Origin of the sequence: Natrinema limicola JCM 13563 (assembly GCF_000337475.1) — an archaeon.
In the GTDB taxonomy this organism is placed as follows: Archaea; Halobacteriota; Halobacteria; order Halobacteriales; family Natrialbaceae; genus Natrinema; species Natrinema limicola.
In genome coordinates, this window is sequence record NZ_AOIT01000056.1 from 53081 (window position 1) to 69067 (window position 15987).

Below are 15987 nucleotides of genomic sequence, written 5' to 3' on the forward strand. Positions count from 1 at the left end.
CTGTTCCACCCGAGCTCCGTTCATCGATCACCGTGACGGACGATCGACGAGACTTTTGTACTCCCAAATTAGATCGAAGTATTGTTTCATGCCGGCGACGAACGACCCATTCTCTGTGATCGCCGCTTGGCGTCGGTGATTCGGAACGTCAGTCTCCTCGACGAGGAAAATCGCCTTTCCCGAATCGTAGTCCATGCTCGGATCGATAAACGTCCCACGCCAGGGGAGGACCGTCTCGCTGAACCGGTAATCGATCTGGGAGTACGCCGAGGCGAGCTCGTCAACGATCTCTACTTGTACCGCAGCCTTTGCCTCTGGAAGTAGTCGTGGATCGAGAAACAACACCGAAATATCGATCCCGCGCTCGAGTGCGTCCTCCACGGCTGGCCTAACATCGTCGAAGTACGCGAAACTGTTCGTGATGACGGAGACTTCTTCGGACGTGTTCTGATAGAGTTGTCGGGTCTCCGTCTCGCTGGGGTCGCCGACGTCGACGACGTAGAATAACTCGGACATCGGCGTCAGTTCTTCGTCGGCCTGTTCGTACAGTGGACTGAACTCCTCGAGGAACTCTTCCCGTAACCCATCGACCTCGTTTACAGTAATTCTCGTATCGCTGTCGTCGGTTCTCCTTCGCTCGCTCGAGTATTTTTTCCGGTGACTTCGACTGGTATTGCTTCGGTCGACCGGGAATCACTTTGATGAATCCGTATTCGGCTAGTGAGTCGAGCACGCCGTACACCCGTGCTTTGGGGATGCCGGTCGCCTCAGAGATATCTGGAGCTGTCGTCCGGCCAGCATTCAGCAGGTGGGCGAGCGCCGTCGCCTCGTACTCTTTCAGGTCCAGTTGCTGAAGCAGGTCCGTCGAACCGGTTCGCGTACCCATTAGCGGCCGGTTGGCGGTGGAAGACTGTAAACCCGAGTGTTCGAAGCGATCAAACGCCCGATCTTGAAAACCGAGCAACGATTCCTACGCGTTCCGCTGTAACAGCTCTCGTACCGACTCCTCAACCGTGTGACGGGCCTCCCACTCGAGTATCTCGTTCGCTTTCGAGGTATCAACTGTAAAGTCCTCGACCAGCGTTTCAGCGCTCCGGGGGTTCTCGACGAGTTCGACATCGACTGATACGTCGAGCTCGTCATGGGCGAGTTCCTGCACTGTCTCTGCGACTGACATAACCGATGGATCTTCGTTCCCTGCAATCTCGTACGTCTCTGTGCCCGTCTCGCCGTTGGCCAGTTGCTCGAGCAGTCGTTCCGTACTTCGGACGTACGCTCTGGCGACGTCTTTGACGTGGACGAAATTACGCGATTGCGTTCCCGGCTCGTACACTGTCAATGACTCGCCAGCCGTCGCTCGATCGACGAAGAAGTTGATTACGGTCGGCTTCGAAACGACCGTATCGCCGACAACGTGGTCGCCGTAGAGGTTCGACTTCAGGAACAGATGTGCGGGGAACGATCCATCGGCGAACGACTCGATCGCCCGTTCGCCGAGGAGCTTCGTTCGGCCATACCAGTTCAGCGGATCCCGTGGAAGATTTGCAGTGATCGGGAACGTCTCGGGGTCACCGAGAACAGCCATACTGAACGGGAACACGAGCGCCGTACCGGTCTTTCGACAGAACCAGGCGACGTTATTCGTGCCCGTAACATTGACTTTGTAAGCCACGTCTCGATTTTCGTCACAATCGTCGACACCGCTTAATGCTGCGAGGTGGAGGACGACATCTGCACCATCGAGGAACTCCTCGAGTCGGCGGCGGTTTCTGATATCGATATGTGAAATGTCGACGTCACCGACAGACTCGACTTGTCCCCGATACTGATTATCGAGTCCACGTACGTTCCAGTCTGGGTGGACGGACTGTAGTTGCTGGAGAACCCGGCTGCCAATAAATCCGGTTGCCCCGGTTACCGCAACTGTTGGCGGTGTATCAGACGCACCTGTATTGGACGTGTTTGGTTTCGTCATATCTTGACCTGTTTTGTTGTCGTTCGCTGCATTCGGTTTGCCAGATCACGAACACCCTCTTGAAGTGTCCACTCGAGGTCGAACCCTGTTTTCTCGAGTCAGTCGAAGTTCACGTGGTAGGACGGCCCAGGATTTTTCTCCTCGAGGTAGGTGATATCCAGTTCTCGGCCAAGCTCATTGCGAACGATCTTGGAATTTTCAGAAATGCGATGATTACACTCGTTCGAACCGACGTTGTACACTGTCTGTGTCCAGGAATCGGGGTTCAATGCAGCGTGAACGTATGCCCGTGCGGCATCATTTACGTGGATGAATGGCCGCCAGTTCTGCCCATCGCCGTACACAGTCAGTGGCCGACCAGTGAGGCCACGGAACACGAAATGATTTACAACGAGATTGAACCGGATTCCCGGTGCCCACCCGTAGTTCGTACTCATTCGGAGCGCGGTTCCGTCAAACCCGTATTCATCCATCGCTGACTCAAGGACGCGTTCAGCCTCTACTTTCGACTCGGCGTATGGATTAAGCGGATCCTGAGCCGTCTCTTCGTCGATATTCGTACTGGCTGCACGTCCATAGTTGTTGCACGAGGACGCGAACACGACGTGATCGACGCCGAATTTTCCGGCGGCAGTGAGCACGTTGTCTGTCCCGTCGAGGTTAACTGCGAACGTCTCCTCTCGACGATCATGTGTGGAGGACGCACCCGTGATCGCTGCAAGATGGATTACGGTATCGACATCGCGCATTGCACTTTCGACATCACCATATTTCCGCACGTCGCCACGGCGAAAGCATAGGGTCTCGCCGATAGAACCACTAAGGTTGGCTGGCGTCCCTGACACAAGTGAATCGAGGACGACGACATCCTCAACCCGATTGTCGTCGAGCAACAGTGGGATGAGCGCACTTCCGATGTACCCACATCCACCCGTTACGAGCACGCGCATCTCATTCATCTTCTGCACTAGTCGATGACTGAACGGGCTTTGCGGAGCTTGAATCCTCGAACTCGACGACGGTATCGTCGTTCTCGTTGTCGGTCAATACGCTGGGGAGGAATCGATCTTCGTGTGCCGTGACCGTATCTTCGTAGTCGACCAACGTTCCGAGTATCTGCCGAACTCCTTCTTCGAACGTAGTCGACTGTCCGTCGGTCAGATCGGCATACCGATCGTTCTCAATCTCCATCTTGTGCGTCTCGTCTTCGTCTCGCGGATTTTCGAAGTGCTTGACGGCGACCTCAAGGTCGAACTCGTCGGCGACATCGGCGATCGTTTCCGCGATTTCAACGATGCTTATCGCGCGCGTAACTTGATTGTAAACGACGTGATCATCAGGCCTGGAGTCAGGGTCGTCGAGCGCTAACCGAGTCCCTCAACTGCGTCCTCGAGCGCAATGAAGGGTTTCCGCTGCTTGCCCTTACCGTAGACCGTCATCGGATAGCCGGCAACGGCCTGGGCGCAGAAGCGATGAGTGACAACGCCGAAGTAATAATCAAAGTCGAACCGAGTTGCCAGACGTGGATCGGCTGCCGTTTCCTCGGTTTCGGTCCCGTACGTAATTGCCGTTCGAACGTCCGAAATAGGGATATCAAACTGCTTGTGTGCTAACCGCATGTTGGCTGCATCATGTGACTTTGTCAGGTGATACCAGCTGCCAGCCATTGCGGGGAAGGGGACGTCGTCGCGGTCGCCCTGATTTTCCATTGTTGCTCCACCCTCGGGGATTGGGAACTCTGGAGCGCCGTACACACCGGTCGTCGTGGTCTCGATGAAATGAGTGTTTTCGAGGCCATGCTCATGAAGCCCCCAGAGGAGATTCCGCGTCGCCAGAAGGTTGTTGTGCTGGGTGAAGTTCGCTCGTTCACCGTTGATTTGCGAATACGGTGCCGATGGTTGGGCTGCCGTGTGGACGATCGTATCCGGCTCGTGAACGGAAAGAAGGTGGTCAACGAACGCTCGATTGGTGAGATCACCCTCAACGAACGAGAGGTTGGTAATCCCGAGCGTGTCTTCAGTTGCCTCCAATCGGCCGTCGATTGACGCGAGTGGCACTGCACTCGTCGAACCGACCGATTCGACCCATTCCCGTCGTCCGAAGTTATCAACTAAAACGACTCGATCCAGAGTATTGTTTGCAATTCGGAGTGCTGTCGGCCAGCCGAGGTAGCCATCTACGCCTGTTACGATGATGCTTATAGTTACTCAAAACATGAGTTACTACGATACCATTATAATTCTTCTGTTCACACGCCTTTATTGGCGAAAATACATATACAGTCAGACATTAGCGGTTTAAAGAATAAGCAATGACTAGTAGTTATATAAATATGGTTCTAGTAAATTAAGACGGCTACAACGATTTTACAGTATCGCAGACGAACCTTACAGCATCGCAATAGAGTACTGTTCCATAACCAACAAATAATTTATTAAATATTATTCTACTGTGACACTTTTCGCTAGGTTACGCGGTTTATCTATCGATCGACCTTTTAGATTTGCTACATGATACGCGAAGAGTTGGAAATAGACGTTTGCAACCAAGGGTTCGAATACATCTGCTTCCGGTACCTCGAACGTCCAGTCGAGCGACTTGGTCTCCAAACCATCTGAAACGGTACCGATCGCTGGTGCACCACGAGCCTGCGCTTCGGTGAGATTGTTCACCGTTTCGCTCCCGTCGGAACCAGCCGTCAGCACAGCGAGCACAGGTGTCTGCTCGGATACGAGCGCAAGCGGGCCGTGTTTCAATTCGCCGGCAGCAAATCCTTCCGCGTGATCGTAGGAAATCTCCTTCAATTTCAGTGCGCCCTCGAGCGCCACCGGATATCCGTACCGACGTCCCACAAAGAAAAACGATTCGGAGTCCTGATACTCGCGAGCAGCCTCAAGCACGTGCTCTTCCTCGTCAAGGACCTGTTGGACAGCGCCAGGCAACGTGCGCAGATTCTCGAGAAGGGTGCGCGCATTCGCCGTCGAGAGTGTGCCTCGTTCCCGTCCAATCGCAACTGAAAGCAATGCTAACGTCACGACTTGTGAGGCGAATGTCTTTGTCGCGGCGACGCCGATCTCCGGCCCGGCGCGGATAAACAGCGTATCGTTGGTTTCCCGCGTCACGGAACTTCCGAGAGTGTTCGTTACGGCAAGCGTCCTTGCCCCCGCGCCGGCAGCGCGGCGAATCGCACTGAGTGTATCCGCCGTTTCGCCACTCTGGGTCACGGCGATCACGAGCGTCCGCCAGGGATCGCGACCACCGTCAAACTCGTATTCGCTAGCGATTTCGACACTTGCGCGAACGTCTGCGATCTCCTCGAGAAGCCGTGCTGCGTATTGGCTCGCATAATATGATGTTCCACAGGAGACAAGTTGGATCTCCTCGAGCGACTCGAGATAGCCCTGCGGGAAGTCTACATCGAGATCCACGTCGCCACGATCGAGATCGATCCGGCCCGACAGTGTCTGTCGCAACGCTGTTGGCTGCTCGTGGATCTCTTTGCGCATGTAGTGCTCGTATCCGCCTTTTTCCGCTGCGTCGGCATCCCAATCGACAGTTTCGATGTCGTGATCGACTGGTTCACCGTTGCGATACACTGCCACGCTATCAGGCTCGAGGAGCGCGACATCGCCGTCCTCGAGATAGGTCACGTCGCGGGTGTGGTCGAGAAACGCTGTAACGTCACTCGCAAGGAACGCGGCGTCGTCGCCGTGGCCGATCACAAGCGGACTTTCGTGACGCGTCGCGACGATTCGGTTACTGCCGGCACGGACGGCAGCGATCGCATAGCTACCCTCAAGCAGATCGACAACACGTTCGACAGCTGATAGCAGGTCGTGGCCGTCGTCGAGTTCTCGTTCGATAAGATGGGGAATTACTTCGGTATCCGTGTCGCTCGCGAACGCGTATCCCTCTTTTAGTAGCTGCCCTTTCAGCGACTCGTGATTTTCGATGATCCCATTGTGAACGACAGCGACGGTTCCCTGCTGACTGGTATGTGGATGGGCGTTTGCATCGGTCGGCGGTCCATGAGTCGACCACCGTGTGTGTCCGATGCCGCACGTGGCATTCGGTGTGTTCGGAACGCTCAACTCACTGACTTCGCCTGCTTGTTTCGCAACCGTCAGTTCTCGCTCGACAAGCGCGATTCCAGCGGAGTCGTAACCGCGATAGTCGAGATTCTCGAGACCATTATAGACGATCTGTCCGGCAGGTTCCGTTCCGACATAGCCGACGATTCCACACATGTTATCCTCTCCTAACAATTGCGTCCGATTCGATTCGACCGTCAACGGTCACACCGTGGTCGACGGTTGCACCATCTCCCAGTACAGTCCCAGGCTTGACTATCGCCCCACTACCAATGGTTACATTGTCGCCGACGACACCACCGAGATCGATATCGGTGTGAACTTCATCTTCGACGACGATCGTCGTTGAGCCACCCCCAATGGTGGCGTTCGCGCCGACAGTAGCGTTCTCGGCGATGATCGCGTCGTGAACGACGGCACCTGTTTCGATGACTGCATCCGCGAAGATGACGCTGTTTGAGATGACGGCATTCGATTCAACCGTGACGTTATCTCCGATCGCAGTGCTACCGCCGACAGTTGCGTTCGAACCGATAGTCACATCTGAGCCGATTGCCGTATCCGTCGCAATCGCGCGATCCTTTCGTGATGAAGAACCATCGTCGATGACTGCTGCATTGACATCGAGTAGGTCCCAGAGATGAGAGACATCGAGCCAGAGACCGCGATATCGGACTGCTCGAATCGGCTTCTGGGCTGCGACACCCTTAAGGGTCGTCGTGATTGCGAGTTCGCCGCGGTCAGTCGATGTCGACCGAATCGCATCGAAAATCGACGCTTGGAACCCGTATACACCAGCGTTGATGAGTTCGGATGCGACAGGTTCAGGTGGTTTCTCAGTGAGTTCCGTAACCTGATTATTGGAGACAGTCACAACACCGTAATCGCTAGCGTGATCAGTTCTCGTGACCGCCATCACTGGCCCATCGTTGGCTTCAATCTCGCTTCGAACTCGTTGGACTAGCGACGAATCAACGAGTCGATCACCATTTAGAACGAGAAATGGATCCGAAACGGCTTCTTCGGCCTGTAAAACGGCGTGAGCCGTTCCGAGTTGTTTTTCTTGTTCGACGTATTCGATATTTACTCCCCAGTCGTCGCCGTCACCGAAGTGATTTCTGATCCGCTCTTGCTGATACCCGACGACTAGCACGATCCGATCAATGCCTGCGTCTGCGATTGCCGACACGACGTGCTCGAGTATCGGACGATTCGCGATGGGAACCATCGGCTTTGGACGCCGACTCGTAAGCGGTTCGAGCCGACGTCCCTCACCGGCTGCGAGGACGACGGCTGACACGGTGTCGTCTTTCATATACCCTGATTGGTAGATGAAGACTTGAATACTTGCTGGTGCCAGATATTGTTTTATTATGATGCCGTTGACTACCCCTTCAAATTAGATTTTCGGACAATTATAAGCAGAATGTACTTATAGATAGGTGTATCAAGAAATTATATTGTTTATTTGACCGGTAGTAGAACACATGTTCAGAAAATATTTATTTCACGAGGTATTTCGCTGTTCAGCGAACAGGCTCGGAACGAGATCGACTCGCCGGTCACCCTACTCGAACACGCACCTCATGAGAATCGGTCAAACGTCGTTCGTCGTCTTCGCCTCCAAACTCGTCGGCTCAGCGCTCGGGTTCGTTGCGACGCTGTATTTCGCGCGGACGCTCGGGGCTTCAGTCCTCGGCCACTACGCACTCGTTCTCGCGATCGTCGGATGGCTTGCGCTCGGCGGCCAATTGGGTATTTCCTCGGCGATCGTCAAGCGGATCAGCGAGGGCAACGAACCGGCAGCACATTTCACCGCTGGCATGATCGTCGTCGCGGCGCTCGGACTCGTGCTCTCGATAGGGGCCCTCGCGCTCAGAGGTGTCGTGAACGCCTATGTCGGTACACAGGTCGCGCTATTCGTCGCCCTTCTATTGTTGATTCGCCTCGCCTCGTCGGTCGTCAACGCGGGGCTGAAAGGCGAGCGGCACGTCCACATCTCTGGATTACTCATGCCGGTCAAAACCGGCTTTCGGAGCGCGTTCCAGATCGGACTTGTACTAACTGGATTCGGACTGAGCGGGATGCTCCTCGGTCACGCGATCGGTGCCGTGCTTGCCGTCCTCGTGGGAGCAGCATTCCTTTCGATCGACGTGAGACGACCGAGTCGACGCCACTTCCGGAGTCTGTTCGACTTCGCGAAGTTCTCGTGGCTCAGCGGACTCAAATCCCGCTCGTTCAACGATGTCGACATCGTCGTCCTCGGCGCTCTCGTCCCCTCTGCGCTCGTGGGTGTCTATTCCGTCGCGTGGAGTATCGCCACGTTCCTCACACTATTCGACAGTGCGGTAAGTTCCACACTGTTCCCCGAACTGAGTCACGCGGACGCGTCAGCGGAGCACGACCGGGTCGCAGGGTTGATCACCGATTCGCTCACCTATGGTGGCCTCATCGTCATTCCGGGGCTTTTCGGCGGCATCGTGCTCGCCGATCGACTGCTCCGGATCTATGGCGACGAGTTCACGCAGGGAGCCACTGTCCTCGGACTCTTGATCCTCGCATCGCTCGTGTACGGCTATCAGAAACAGCTGATGAACGCGTTGAACGCGCTTGATCGCCCTGATGTCGCGTTCCGTGTTAACATCGTGTTCATCGTCACGAACGCTGTTCTGAACGTCGTCCTCGTTTTCTGGATCGGCTGGATCGGTGCAGCGATCGCAACCGTCACGTCCGCATGTATTGGGTTGGGACTCTCGTATTACTCGCTTCGGCAGTTGGTCTCCTTCGCAGTCCCAACTGGGGAACTCTCTCTTCAGGTTATCGCTGCACTGTCGATGGCTGGACTCGTCGGCGGTGGTCGATACGTTCTCGAGAGCTTCGATATAAACCACAACGCCTTCATCGTTGTCTCGCTCACTGCGTTCGGCGCAGCAACGTATTTCCTCCTCTTGTTCGCGATTTCCAAGCAGTTCCGCACGACCGTGATCGCTAACACTCCGGATCAGCTTCCAAGCGTGCTGGATACGTTCACTACAAAGTGACATCCTCCTCGCCGTAAACGGAGAGGGATCGAAGATCTCTCAGGCAGTCGGGCTACGCCCGACGACGGCGAGGCTTCCCGTACCGTAGGTGGGATATTTGCTGGTCTACGACACGACCTGTTCTCTCGTGCGGAACGTCCCGCTCTCGCGGTCGAACAGGTGTACCGATGGCTGTGTCGTTCGAAAATCTCCGATTTTCGTGATGACGAGAGACTACGTCTCTCGAACCACCACACAGCCGTTACTCCTATCCTCACCGTAAGGACTCGGAGTTATCTTCTGGCGCATATTCTCCGCCCCGTTACAATCGGCGTTCCCGACCAATCCACACGATGAACAGACGTACAAGCCCCGTTCCACGCGGTTTGACCTCGTGTCGTCACCACACCGTGAACACGTCTTCGAGGTGTCCCACTCGTTCTCTTTCAGCACCTCAACGCCACGAATCTCCCCCTTGTACGCGAGGTACTGGTAGATACGGTCAAACGCCCACGAGTGCAACTTTTTGTTCCCCGTCTTGCCCCAGTCGGACTCGCGCACGTCTTCAGGCCAGCTCACCGCGAGCGTGCCAACACCGCGTTCGACACACTCCGTGATGATCGTGTCCGTAAGCGTGTGGTAGAAGTGTGTTTCACGATCTGTGAGTTTCCTGCGTGCCCGCATCGACTTCTCCGAGGGGCCGTTCTCACCCTCAGTGTCGTACTCTGCTCGGGTGAAGTAGTGCTTGTCCTGTTTGAGCGAGTTGCCGGGGTACAGGATGTACTCGTCGGGGAATGCGACTGTGGCGATGTTCTTGATACCGAGATCGATACCGGCCACTTCGTTGCCTGCTGAGTCGTTGGTTTCGAGTTCGACTTTGCAGACGAAGTGCAGTTCCCACTCGTCGCCATTCCAGACGGCTCGAACGTTCTGCACCTTGTTGACTTCTGAAAGGTCAACGTCGGGGCGGGTCTGGTACTCGCAGAGCAGGAAGTCCGACCAGTGTTCTTTCAGGTTCTTGCCCTTTGAGAGTCGGACGCGGTCGTGTTCGGGGTCGTGTTTGAAGCCGTCTGCTTTGAACGTGACCGTACTCTTGGGTCGAGTGTCGCCGTGTTTACGGTAGCCGGGAGGATTCGCCTCGTCAAACTTGTGTCGCAGGTCGAACCATGACTGGAAAGCGTCGGAAAGTTCTTCGATGACTTTCTGACTGGATTGTGCGTTCAGGTCTTTCCAGCACGACTGGTTCTTCATGTACGCTTTGAGCGTTCCTTCGTCTGGTATTTCGCCAGCTTCATCCCAGATGCGGTCTGCTGTCCAGCGTGCGACGCTCCAGATTTTCGAGGCGGAATCACCGAGCGAATCGAGGCCATCGCAGACCTGTTGCTGGTTCTGGATGGAACCAACATAGGTTCGAGTGGCCCCAACCGCCATACATAGCCTATGTAGACAAACCTACTTAATCATTCAGATTAGCGTTGAATATCCGGTCTGTTATTGAGCGGTGGATTCCGTAGTTGAGTGACGCGATTCACGCCCGCCGTGAACGGCGACATTCTCTCGCTGGTTAAAGATAGTAATTAAAGCTTTGGTGATCGTCACTCAACACTGAATATTTTCGAGAACGACCGACACTGATCAATCAGTAGCCTTTTGCGGTTCGGTGGGGGAGTAGTGCTCAATGGAAGACGACGCGGTTCGCGCGGCCTCGAGTCCGCGCTCGGACGGTGGCGACGTCGTCGCCGTGACCGAGCAAACCCGCGAGATCTCGCCGGAGGAGGTCTGCGTGCTCATTCCGACGCTCGAGGAGGCGGCCACGATCGGCGATGTGATCGAGGGCTTCTACGAGCAGGGATATACGAACGTCGTCGTGATCGACGGCGACTCCGAGGACGACACCCGCGAGATCGCACGTGATCACGGCGCGGAGGTACTGGTCCAGTCGGGCAGCGGCAAGGGCCAGGCGGTCCGTGAGGCCCTCGAGTACGTGACGGTCCCGTACGTGTTGATGCTCGACGGCGATGGGACCTACGATCCGGCCGACGCCGACAAGATGATCGAGCCGCTCGCGCGCGGGTACGACCATGTAATCGGCAACCGTTTTGCCGACATGGACGACGACGCGATGCGGGCGTTGAACGGCTTCGGCAACCGGATGATAAACCGCGCGTTCGCGTTCGTCCACGGGGCCAACTACGAGGACATCCTCTCGGGGTATCGGGCCTTCACTGTCGACTCGTTCCGACAGCTGTCACTCGATTCGGACGGCTTTACGATCGAAACCGAACTCGCCGTCGAATGCGTCAAACACGGGATCGACACGACGGTCGTCCCGGTGAGTTACCACGCTCGACCCGACGAATCCGAGACCAACCTGCATCCGGTCAAAGACGGCGGGACGATCTTGCTCGCGCTGTACTCGCTGGCCAAGACGAACAATCCCCTGTTCTACTTCGGCAGCCTCGGCGTCGGTGGCATCGCCTCCGGAGCCCTCATCGCGGCGTACGTCCTCTGGGAGTGGATTCAGTACACACGAAGCCACGAGGTCCTGGCAGTGGTCTCAGCGGCTGCAATCATCCTCGGCGTCCAGTTACTCATGTTTGGCGTCCTCTCGGATATGCTCGTCACGCTTCATCGCGAGCAGCGCCGGCGCTTAGAGCGGATCGCTCGAGACGAGCGCGACAAGTAACTCGAGGCGACTGCGCGATCAAAACGGTAACAGCGACCGAAACTGCGAGACGACGCTGCCCGAGCGGTTCCGTCGGTACTCCTCGAACGGTTCGTGGAGTGCGTTCAGCAGCTCCTGCCGGGAGTCGAAGCGGTCTGTCGGGACGTCTTCGAGTATCTCACCCAGTGCAACGTCGTTCCCGTGGACGTCGTAGGGGATGTGCTCGTGGCCGAGTTCGGCTCTGACGTCGTCTTTCGTGGCCGGAAAGGACAGATCAGCGTCCTTGAGGTGAGCGTCGACGGCAGCGATGCCGAACTCGATACTGTCGGGTTTCTCGTCGTCTCCGCTCGATGGTGGCCGGACTCCCATGCCTTACCGCTTGCTACGAAGCCGAATACAAAAACGTCTGTGGAGACAGTCGACGACCGTCACTGACCGCTGACTATGTCCGACTACCGCCGACGGGAGAGACGACCCCGGCGACAGCGACGGATTATCCACCGCTGTCGACACGCATTTGGGTCCTGCGACGGACTCTAGTGTATGACCGACTACACCACGGTGTCGATCCCGAAGGATCTCGCCGATCGCGTCGATGAGACCATCGAAGGGACGAGTTTTCAGAGCACGAGCGACCTCGTCCGATTCCTGCTGCGTAGTATCGTCATCCAGCACCAGAAAGAAGGCGAGCTCACCGAAGCCCAGTTCGAAGAGATTACCGAACAGCTCCGTGGCCTTGGGTATCTCGAGTGAGCAACCGGCTCGAACACCCCGTTAGCCGGTCGCTGCCGAACAGCTACGAACGGGGAACAGCCCTTTTCGGCCTCGAGATCGTATTCACAGACGGGGGAGAGACATGCCCCACATTCCGGACTTCCCATCCGACGGCGATGACGACGATGGACGTGACCGGAGCCCCGGCGGCATCATCGATCGGATCATCGGCGACGACGAGGTTCCAGTCCCGACCGGGTGACTCACAGGGCCGCCTTTTTTCGAGCGTGCACCAGGTGTCACACTCCATGGAACCGGCAGCGACACATTAGTCCGTCAGCGACTGGTTTGGCGGCGAGGCGTCGATGATCTCGAGGGGGTGGCGCTCGCCGCTGCGGTCGAACGCGGCGAACGACTGGTCGTCGGTTTGCCAGGGTGGGACGGCGACGAAGACGATCTCGGCGAGGTCGTCCTGTCGCGTTACCTCGAGTTCGCCGACCGGATGGGAGACGAACCGGCCTTGAGCCTGCCGAGCGGGTGTCGAGAGGTCGACACCGAAGACGGCGTTGACGGAGTTGCCGGGATCGGGGAGGAAGAAATCCGTAAAGACCGGCGTCTCGGGATCGAGGCGGTCTGCACCCTCGAGTTCGCCGGCTAGGGTAACCGAGACGCCCGTCGTCACGTCGTCGGGATCCGCATCGCTGGCCAGGTCCAGCAAGACATCAATGAGCGCACGGGTGACGTAGACCACAGGCCAACTTTGGGTGGGAAGTAGTTAGAGGTATGCCCTCCAGCAGTAGAGCGACTCGGCATTACGTTTCAAATCGGCAGCATGTCCCACGCTGTCTCGACGTACAGCCGGGGCGCTCGCCGACGGGAACTGTCGAGCGCGTCCTCGAATGCACGCGCAGCGCCCTCGAGCACGCCGGCACCATGACCGATGAGGACGCGTTCGGGCCTGATGCCGCGAAACGCCGCTCGTGGCGGGTTCAGTCGCAACATCGGATGCACGCCGAGTCGCTCGTCACCGGCCAGAAAGTAGTCGACGGTCCCGACCGTTTCGGGGACGACGAGCGTGCCGTCGGCTGGATTGTAGAGGGCGACTTCCTGCCAGAAGCGGCTATCGACGACGGTGAGCGCGCGGATCCCAGTGTCCGAAAGTTCGTCACTGAAGCGGGCGACTGCAGTGTCGATATCGCCAGTGACGCCATCGAAGAACTCGGGCAGATAGACGGGGACGCGATGACGCTTCGCGATGGCAGCGGCGTCGCGTTTGTGCCGATCGAGCGTGACGACGACGCCAGCCACGTCGCCGAACTCGGCGAATAGGTCGTCGATCCCCGCAGCGTCGACCGGATCGATCACCCAGACCTCGCCGTCGACCGCGAGAGCGTGGCTAGCACGTTGCATTCGTTCGTCAGGATGGGCGAGCCAGCCGACGCCGCCCTCGAAGCGGTCGATCTCTCGGAAGTCTGTCGCACGCTCGTCGACACGAAAGGCCATGCCACTGTCTATGAACGCAGTAATGATAAAATCACGTCGTGAGGAGGCAGCGACACCCAGTCCACCGACGCGACACAGGACGGGCTGATCGCGGGAGTCGCCGACGATTCTTTATCCCTCCTGCGAGTAGCCTGCGTCATGCTAACAGGGCTTTCCTGGCTGTCACTCGAGGTCAAATATCTCGAGCCGGCGCGGGTGTTCTACGACGAACAGCTGGGACTGTCCGTCCGCGAGCGCGGGGACGATGAAATAGTTGCGACGGCTGGCGAGACCGATCTCGTGCTCCGCCGGCCGAGCGGACTCCCTCGAGGTGGTCTCCACACTCACTACGCGTTCGCGATCCCCGACGACGAGTACGACGACTGGTGGGACCGCCTTTCCGAGACCCACGACCTCGAGGAGGCGCAATTCGGCCCTATGCGGTCGCTGTACCTGTACGACCCGGACGGCAACTGCGTCGAACTCGGCCAGCAGGCCGTCGCCGGCCCGGGGATCGACGGCATCTTCGAGGTCGTCCTCGAGGTCGAAGCTATCGACCGCGCGCGCGACTTCTACGAGGAGCTGGGCTTCGAAACCGTCGACGAGGGCGACGACCGCACGCGGATCCGACTCCACGGGCCGATGGCGCTGGAACTCTGGGAACCTCACCTGGGACTTGCCGACGCCCGTGGCGGCGTCCACGTCGACCTCGGGTTCGAGACAGACCAACCGAGGGCGGCACTCGCGGCAGTTCGTGATCGCGTCCAGACAGTCGATCGGGAGACCGACGACGAGATCGTCGTTCGCGATCCGGACGGTCACGTCCTGACGTTCCTCGCCCCGTGAACGTGCCCGCAGCCCTATTACCGTCCTCGTGGAAGGGCGATAGACGGCGAAACACGAATGGTTCGATCGACAGTCGCGGCAGCAACTGACCGACTCACTCGAAACCACGTTCGGATCGTTTTCCTCACGATACTCCTCGCGTGCGCTGCGGGAATCGTCTTCAACGCAGCTGGCGAGTCCGCAAGCGAACGGACGGATGCACCCGCCGACGCGCCCCCAACCGATACCCACACCGTCATCACGCAGTCGGGACGGGCCGGTAACATCCTCGCGTACGCGCCCAACGGAAGCCGCATCTACGCCAACGACACACACACGAAGTACTACGACGTCGATCCCGTCGAAAACGAGTCGATGACCGTCGAGTACGCCGCGACGGACACGCTGTATGCCGATAGCCCCCGCTGTCAGGACCCGCCCTGTGCGCGCAACGTCATCGAACGGGCGAACCTCTCGACAGGCGAGGTGACCGAGGTCTACGCCCAGTACGTCTACCGGGAAACCGCCGGCGAGTGGCACGACGCCGACCGGATCGACGACCGACACATCGTCGTCGCCGATATCGCCGCCGATCAGGTGTTCATGGTCGACACCCAATCCGAGATGATCGAGTGGACCTGGGACGCCCAGCACGACTACCCCGTCGAGGGCGGCGGCCCCTACCCCGGGAACTGGGTCCATCTCAACGACGTCGAGGTCCTCGACGACGGGCGCGTGATGGCCAGTCTCCGCAACCAGGATCAGGTCGTCTTCATCGACCCCGAGACCGGGCTGGTCGACGACTGGACGCTCGGTGCGGAAAACGAGTATTCGATTCTGAACGAGCAACACAATCCGGACTATATCCCCGAATCGCGTGGCGGCCCTGCCGTCGTCGTCGCGGACTCGGAAAACGGTCGCGTTCAGGAATTCCAGCGCGACGACGGCGCGTGGAACCGCACCTGGACGTGGTCGGACGGCCGGATGCAGTGGCCCCGCGACGCCGACCGGCTGCCAACCGGGAATACGCTCATCACCGATACTGGTGGCGAGCGCGTCCTCGAGGTCAACCAAAGCGGCGACATCGTCTGGCAACTCGAGGTGCCCCATCCCTACGACGCCGAACGACTCGAGACCGGCGACGAAAGTACCGGCGGACGAAGCGCGGCGGCGCTCGGCCTCGAGTCGCAGACGAGTGAGGACGACAACGGGGGG

The 15987-nt window shown here is 57.9% G+C and carries 11 protein-coding genes and 4 pseudogenes; 5 read left to right on the forward strand and 10 right to left on the reverse strand.

Annotated features, from left to right (window positions below):
* Nucleotides 1-27: 27 nt before the first annotated feature.
* The 6 genes and pseudogenes from C476_RS19815 to C476_RS14560 form a co-directional block, all read right to left on the reverse strand.
* Nucleotides 28-886 (reverse strand): annotated as a pseudogene (locus C476_RS19815) (TrmB family transcriptional regulator).
* An 84-nt stretch (nucleotides 887-970) separates the two neighbouring features.
* Nucleotides 971-1975: an NAD-dependent epimerase/dehydratase family protein gene (locus C476_RS14540; protein WP_008014269.1), complete on the reverse strand. Its 1005-nt coding sequence runs from the start codon at nucleotides 1973-1975 to the stop codon at nucleotides 971-973.
* Nucleotides 1972-2925: pseudogene (locus C476_RS14545) on the reverse strand (NAD-dependent epimerase/dehydratase family protein). Before C476_RS14545 ends, C476_RS14540 begins: the two are co-directional and overlap by 4 nt.
* Nucleotides 2926-3010: 85 nt before the next feature.
* Nucleotides 3011-4176: pseudogene (locus C476_RS19440) on the reverse strand (NAD-dependent epimerase/dehydratase family protein); the annotation flags it as partial.
* A gap of 240 nt (nucleotides 4177-4416) precedes the next feature.
* On the reverse strand, nucleotides 4417-6222 hold the full coding sequence (gene glmS / locus C476_RS14555; RefSeq protein WP_008014273.1) for a glutamine--fructose-6-phosphate transaminase (isomerizing): 1806 nt from the start codon (nucleotides 6220-6222) through the stop codon (nucleotides 4417-4419).
* 1 nt (nucleotide 6223) lies between these two features.
* A complete protein-coding gene (locus C476_RS14560; RefSeq protein WP_008014275.1) occupies nucleotides 6224-7381 on the reverse strand; it encodes a sugar phosphate nucleotidyltransferase in 1158 nt (385 codons plus the stop codon).
* Nucleotides 7382-7652: 271 nt separating this feature from the next.
* Here C476_RS14560 and C476_RS14565 point away from each other — a divergent pair, with 271 nt between their 5' ends.
* Entirely contained in the window at nucleotides 7653-9107 is a 1455-nt protein-coding gene (locus C476_RS14565; RefSeq protein ID WP_008014277.1) for an oligosaccharide flippase family protein, read from the forward strand.
* Between the two features lie 105 nt (nucleotides 9108-9212).
* Here C476_RS14565 and C476_RS14570 read toward each other — a convergent pair.
* Nucleotides 9213-10517, reverse strand: a pseudogene (locus tag C476_RS14570) (RNA-guided endonuclease InsQ/TnpB family protein).
* A 247-nt stretch (nucleotides 10518-10764) separates the two neighbouring features.
* Here C476_RS14570 and aglJ point away from each other — a divergent pair.
* Nucleotides 10765-11772 carry an S-layer glycoprotein N-glycosyltransferase AglJ gene (gene aglJ, locus C476_RS14575; protein WP_008014281.1) on the forward strand — a complete coding sequence of 336 codons (1008 nt, stop codon included), beginning with the start codon at nucleotides 10765-10767 and terminating at the stop codon, nucleotides 11770-11772.
* Between the two features lie 18 nt (nucleotides 11773-11790).
* Here aglJ and C476_RS14580 read toward each other — a convergent pair whose 3' ends face one another.
* Nucleotides 11791-12120, reverse strand: coding sequence for a DUF5789 family protein (locus C476_RS14580; protein ID WP_008014283.1), 330 nt, complete (start codon nucleotides 12118-12120; stop codon nucleotides 11791-11793).
* Between the two features lie 174 nt (nucleotides 12121-12294).
* Here C476_RS14580 and C476_RS14585 point away from each other — a divergent pair, with 174 nt between their 5' ends.
* Nucleotides 12295-12504: a ribbon-helix-helix domain-containing protein gene (locus C476_RS14585; protein WP_008014285.1), complete on the forward strand. Its 210-nt coding sequence runs from the start codon at nucleotides 12295-12297 to the stop codon at nucleotides 12502-12504.
* A 289-nt stretch (nucleotides 12505-12793) separates the two neighbouring features.
* On the opposite strand, the gene C476_RS14590 is transcribed toward C476_RS14585, so the two are convergent.
* Together C476_RS14590 and C476_RS14595 are read right to left on the reverse strand one after the other, a co-directional pair.
* Nucleotides 12794-13216, reverse strand: a complete 423-nt coding sequence (locus tag C476_RS14590) for an MPN domain-containing protein (protein ID WP_008014287.1) — start codon at nucleotides 13214-13216, stop codon at nucleotides 12794-12796.
* 68 nt (nucleotides 13217-13284) lie between these two features.
* On the reverse strand, nucleotides 13285-13968 hold the full coding sequence (locus C476_RS14595; protein WP_008014288.1) for a hypothetical protein: 684 nt from the start codon (nucleotides 13966-13968) through the stop codon (nucleotides 13285-13287).
* Nucleotides 13969-14106: 138 nt separating this feature from the next.
* On the opposite strand from C476_RS14595, the gene C476_RS14600 reads away from it, so the two are divergent.
* Together C476_RS14600 and C476_RS14605 are read left to right on the forward strand one after the other, a co-directional pair.
* Nucleotides 14107-14793, forward strand: a complete 687-nt coding sequence (locus tag C476_RS14600; protein WP_008014291.1) for a VOC family protein — start codon at nucleotides 14107-14109, stop codon at nucleotides 14791-14793.
* 57 nt (nucleotides 14794-14850) lie between these two features.
* The coding region (locus C476_RS14605; protein WP_008014293.1) for an arylsulfotransferase family protein at nucleotides 14851-15987 on the forward strand (1137 nt) is incomplete at its 3' end.

What these genes read in the sequence shown, in the direction of transcription:
- C476_RS14580 (WP_008014283.1), bottom strand. Translation starts at nt 12,120, where the DNA reads ATGGGAGTCCGGCCACCATCGAGCGGAGACGACGAGAAACCCGACAGT.
- C476_RS14560 (WP_008014275.1), bottom strand. Translation starts at nt 7,381, where the DNA reads ATGAAAGACGACACCGTGTCAGCCGTCGTCCTCGCAGCCGGTGAGGGA.
- C476_RS14595 (WP_008014288.1), bottom strand. Translation starts at nt 13,968, where the DNA reads ATGGCCTTTCGTGTCGACGAGCGTGCGACAGACTTCCGAGAGATCGAC.
- aglJ (WP_008014281.1), top strand. Translation starts at nt 10,765, where the DNA reads ATGGAAGACGACGCGGTTCGCGCGGCCTCGAGTCCGCGCTCGGACGGT.
- C476_RS14540 (WP_008014269.1), bottom strand. Translation starts at nt 1,975, where the DNA reads ATGACGAAACCAAACACGTCCAATACAGGTGCGTCTGATACACCGCCA.
- C476_RS14600 (WP_008014291.1), top strand. Translation starts at nt 14,107, where the DNA reads ATGCTAACAGGGCTTTCCTGGCTGTCACTCGAGGTCAAATATCTCGAG.
- C476_RS14565 (WP_008014277.1), top strand. Translation starts at nt 7,653, where the DNA reads ATGAGAATCGGTCAAACGTCGTTCGTCGTCTTCGCCTCCAAACTCGTC.
- C476_RS14585 (WP_008014285.1), top strand. Translation starts at nt 12,295, where the DNA reads ATGACCGACTACACCACGGTGTCGATCCCGAAGGATCTCGCCGATCGC.
- glmS (WP_008014273.1), bottom strand. Translation starts at nt 6,222, where the DNA reads ATGTGTGGAATCGTCGGCTATGTCGGAACGGAACCTGCCGGACAGATC.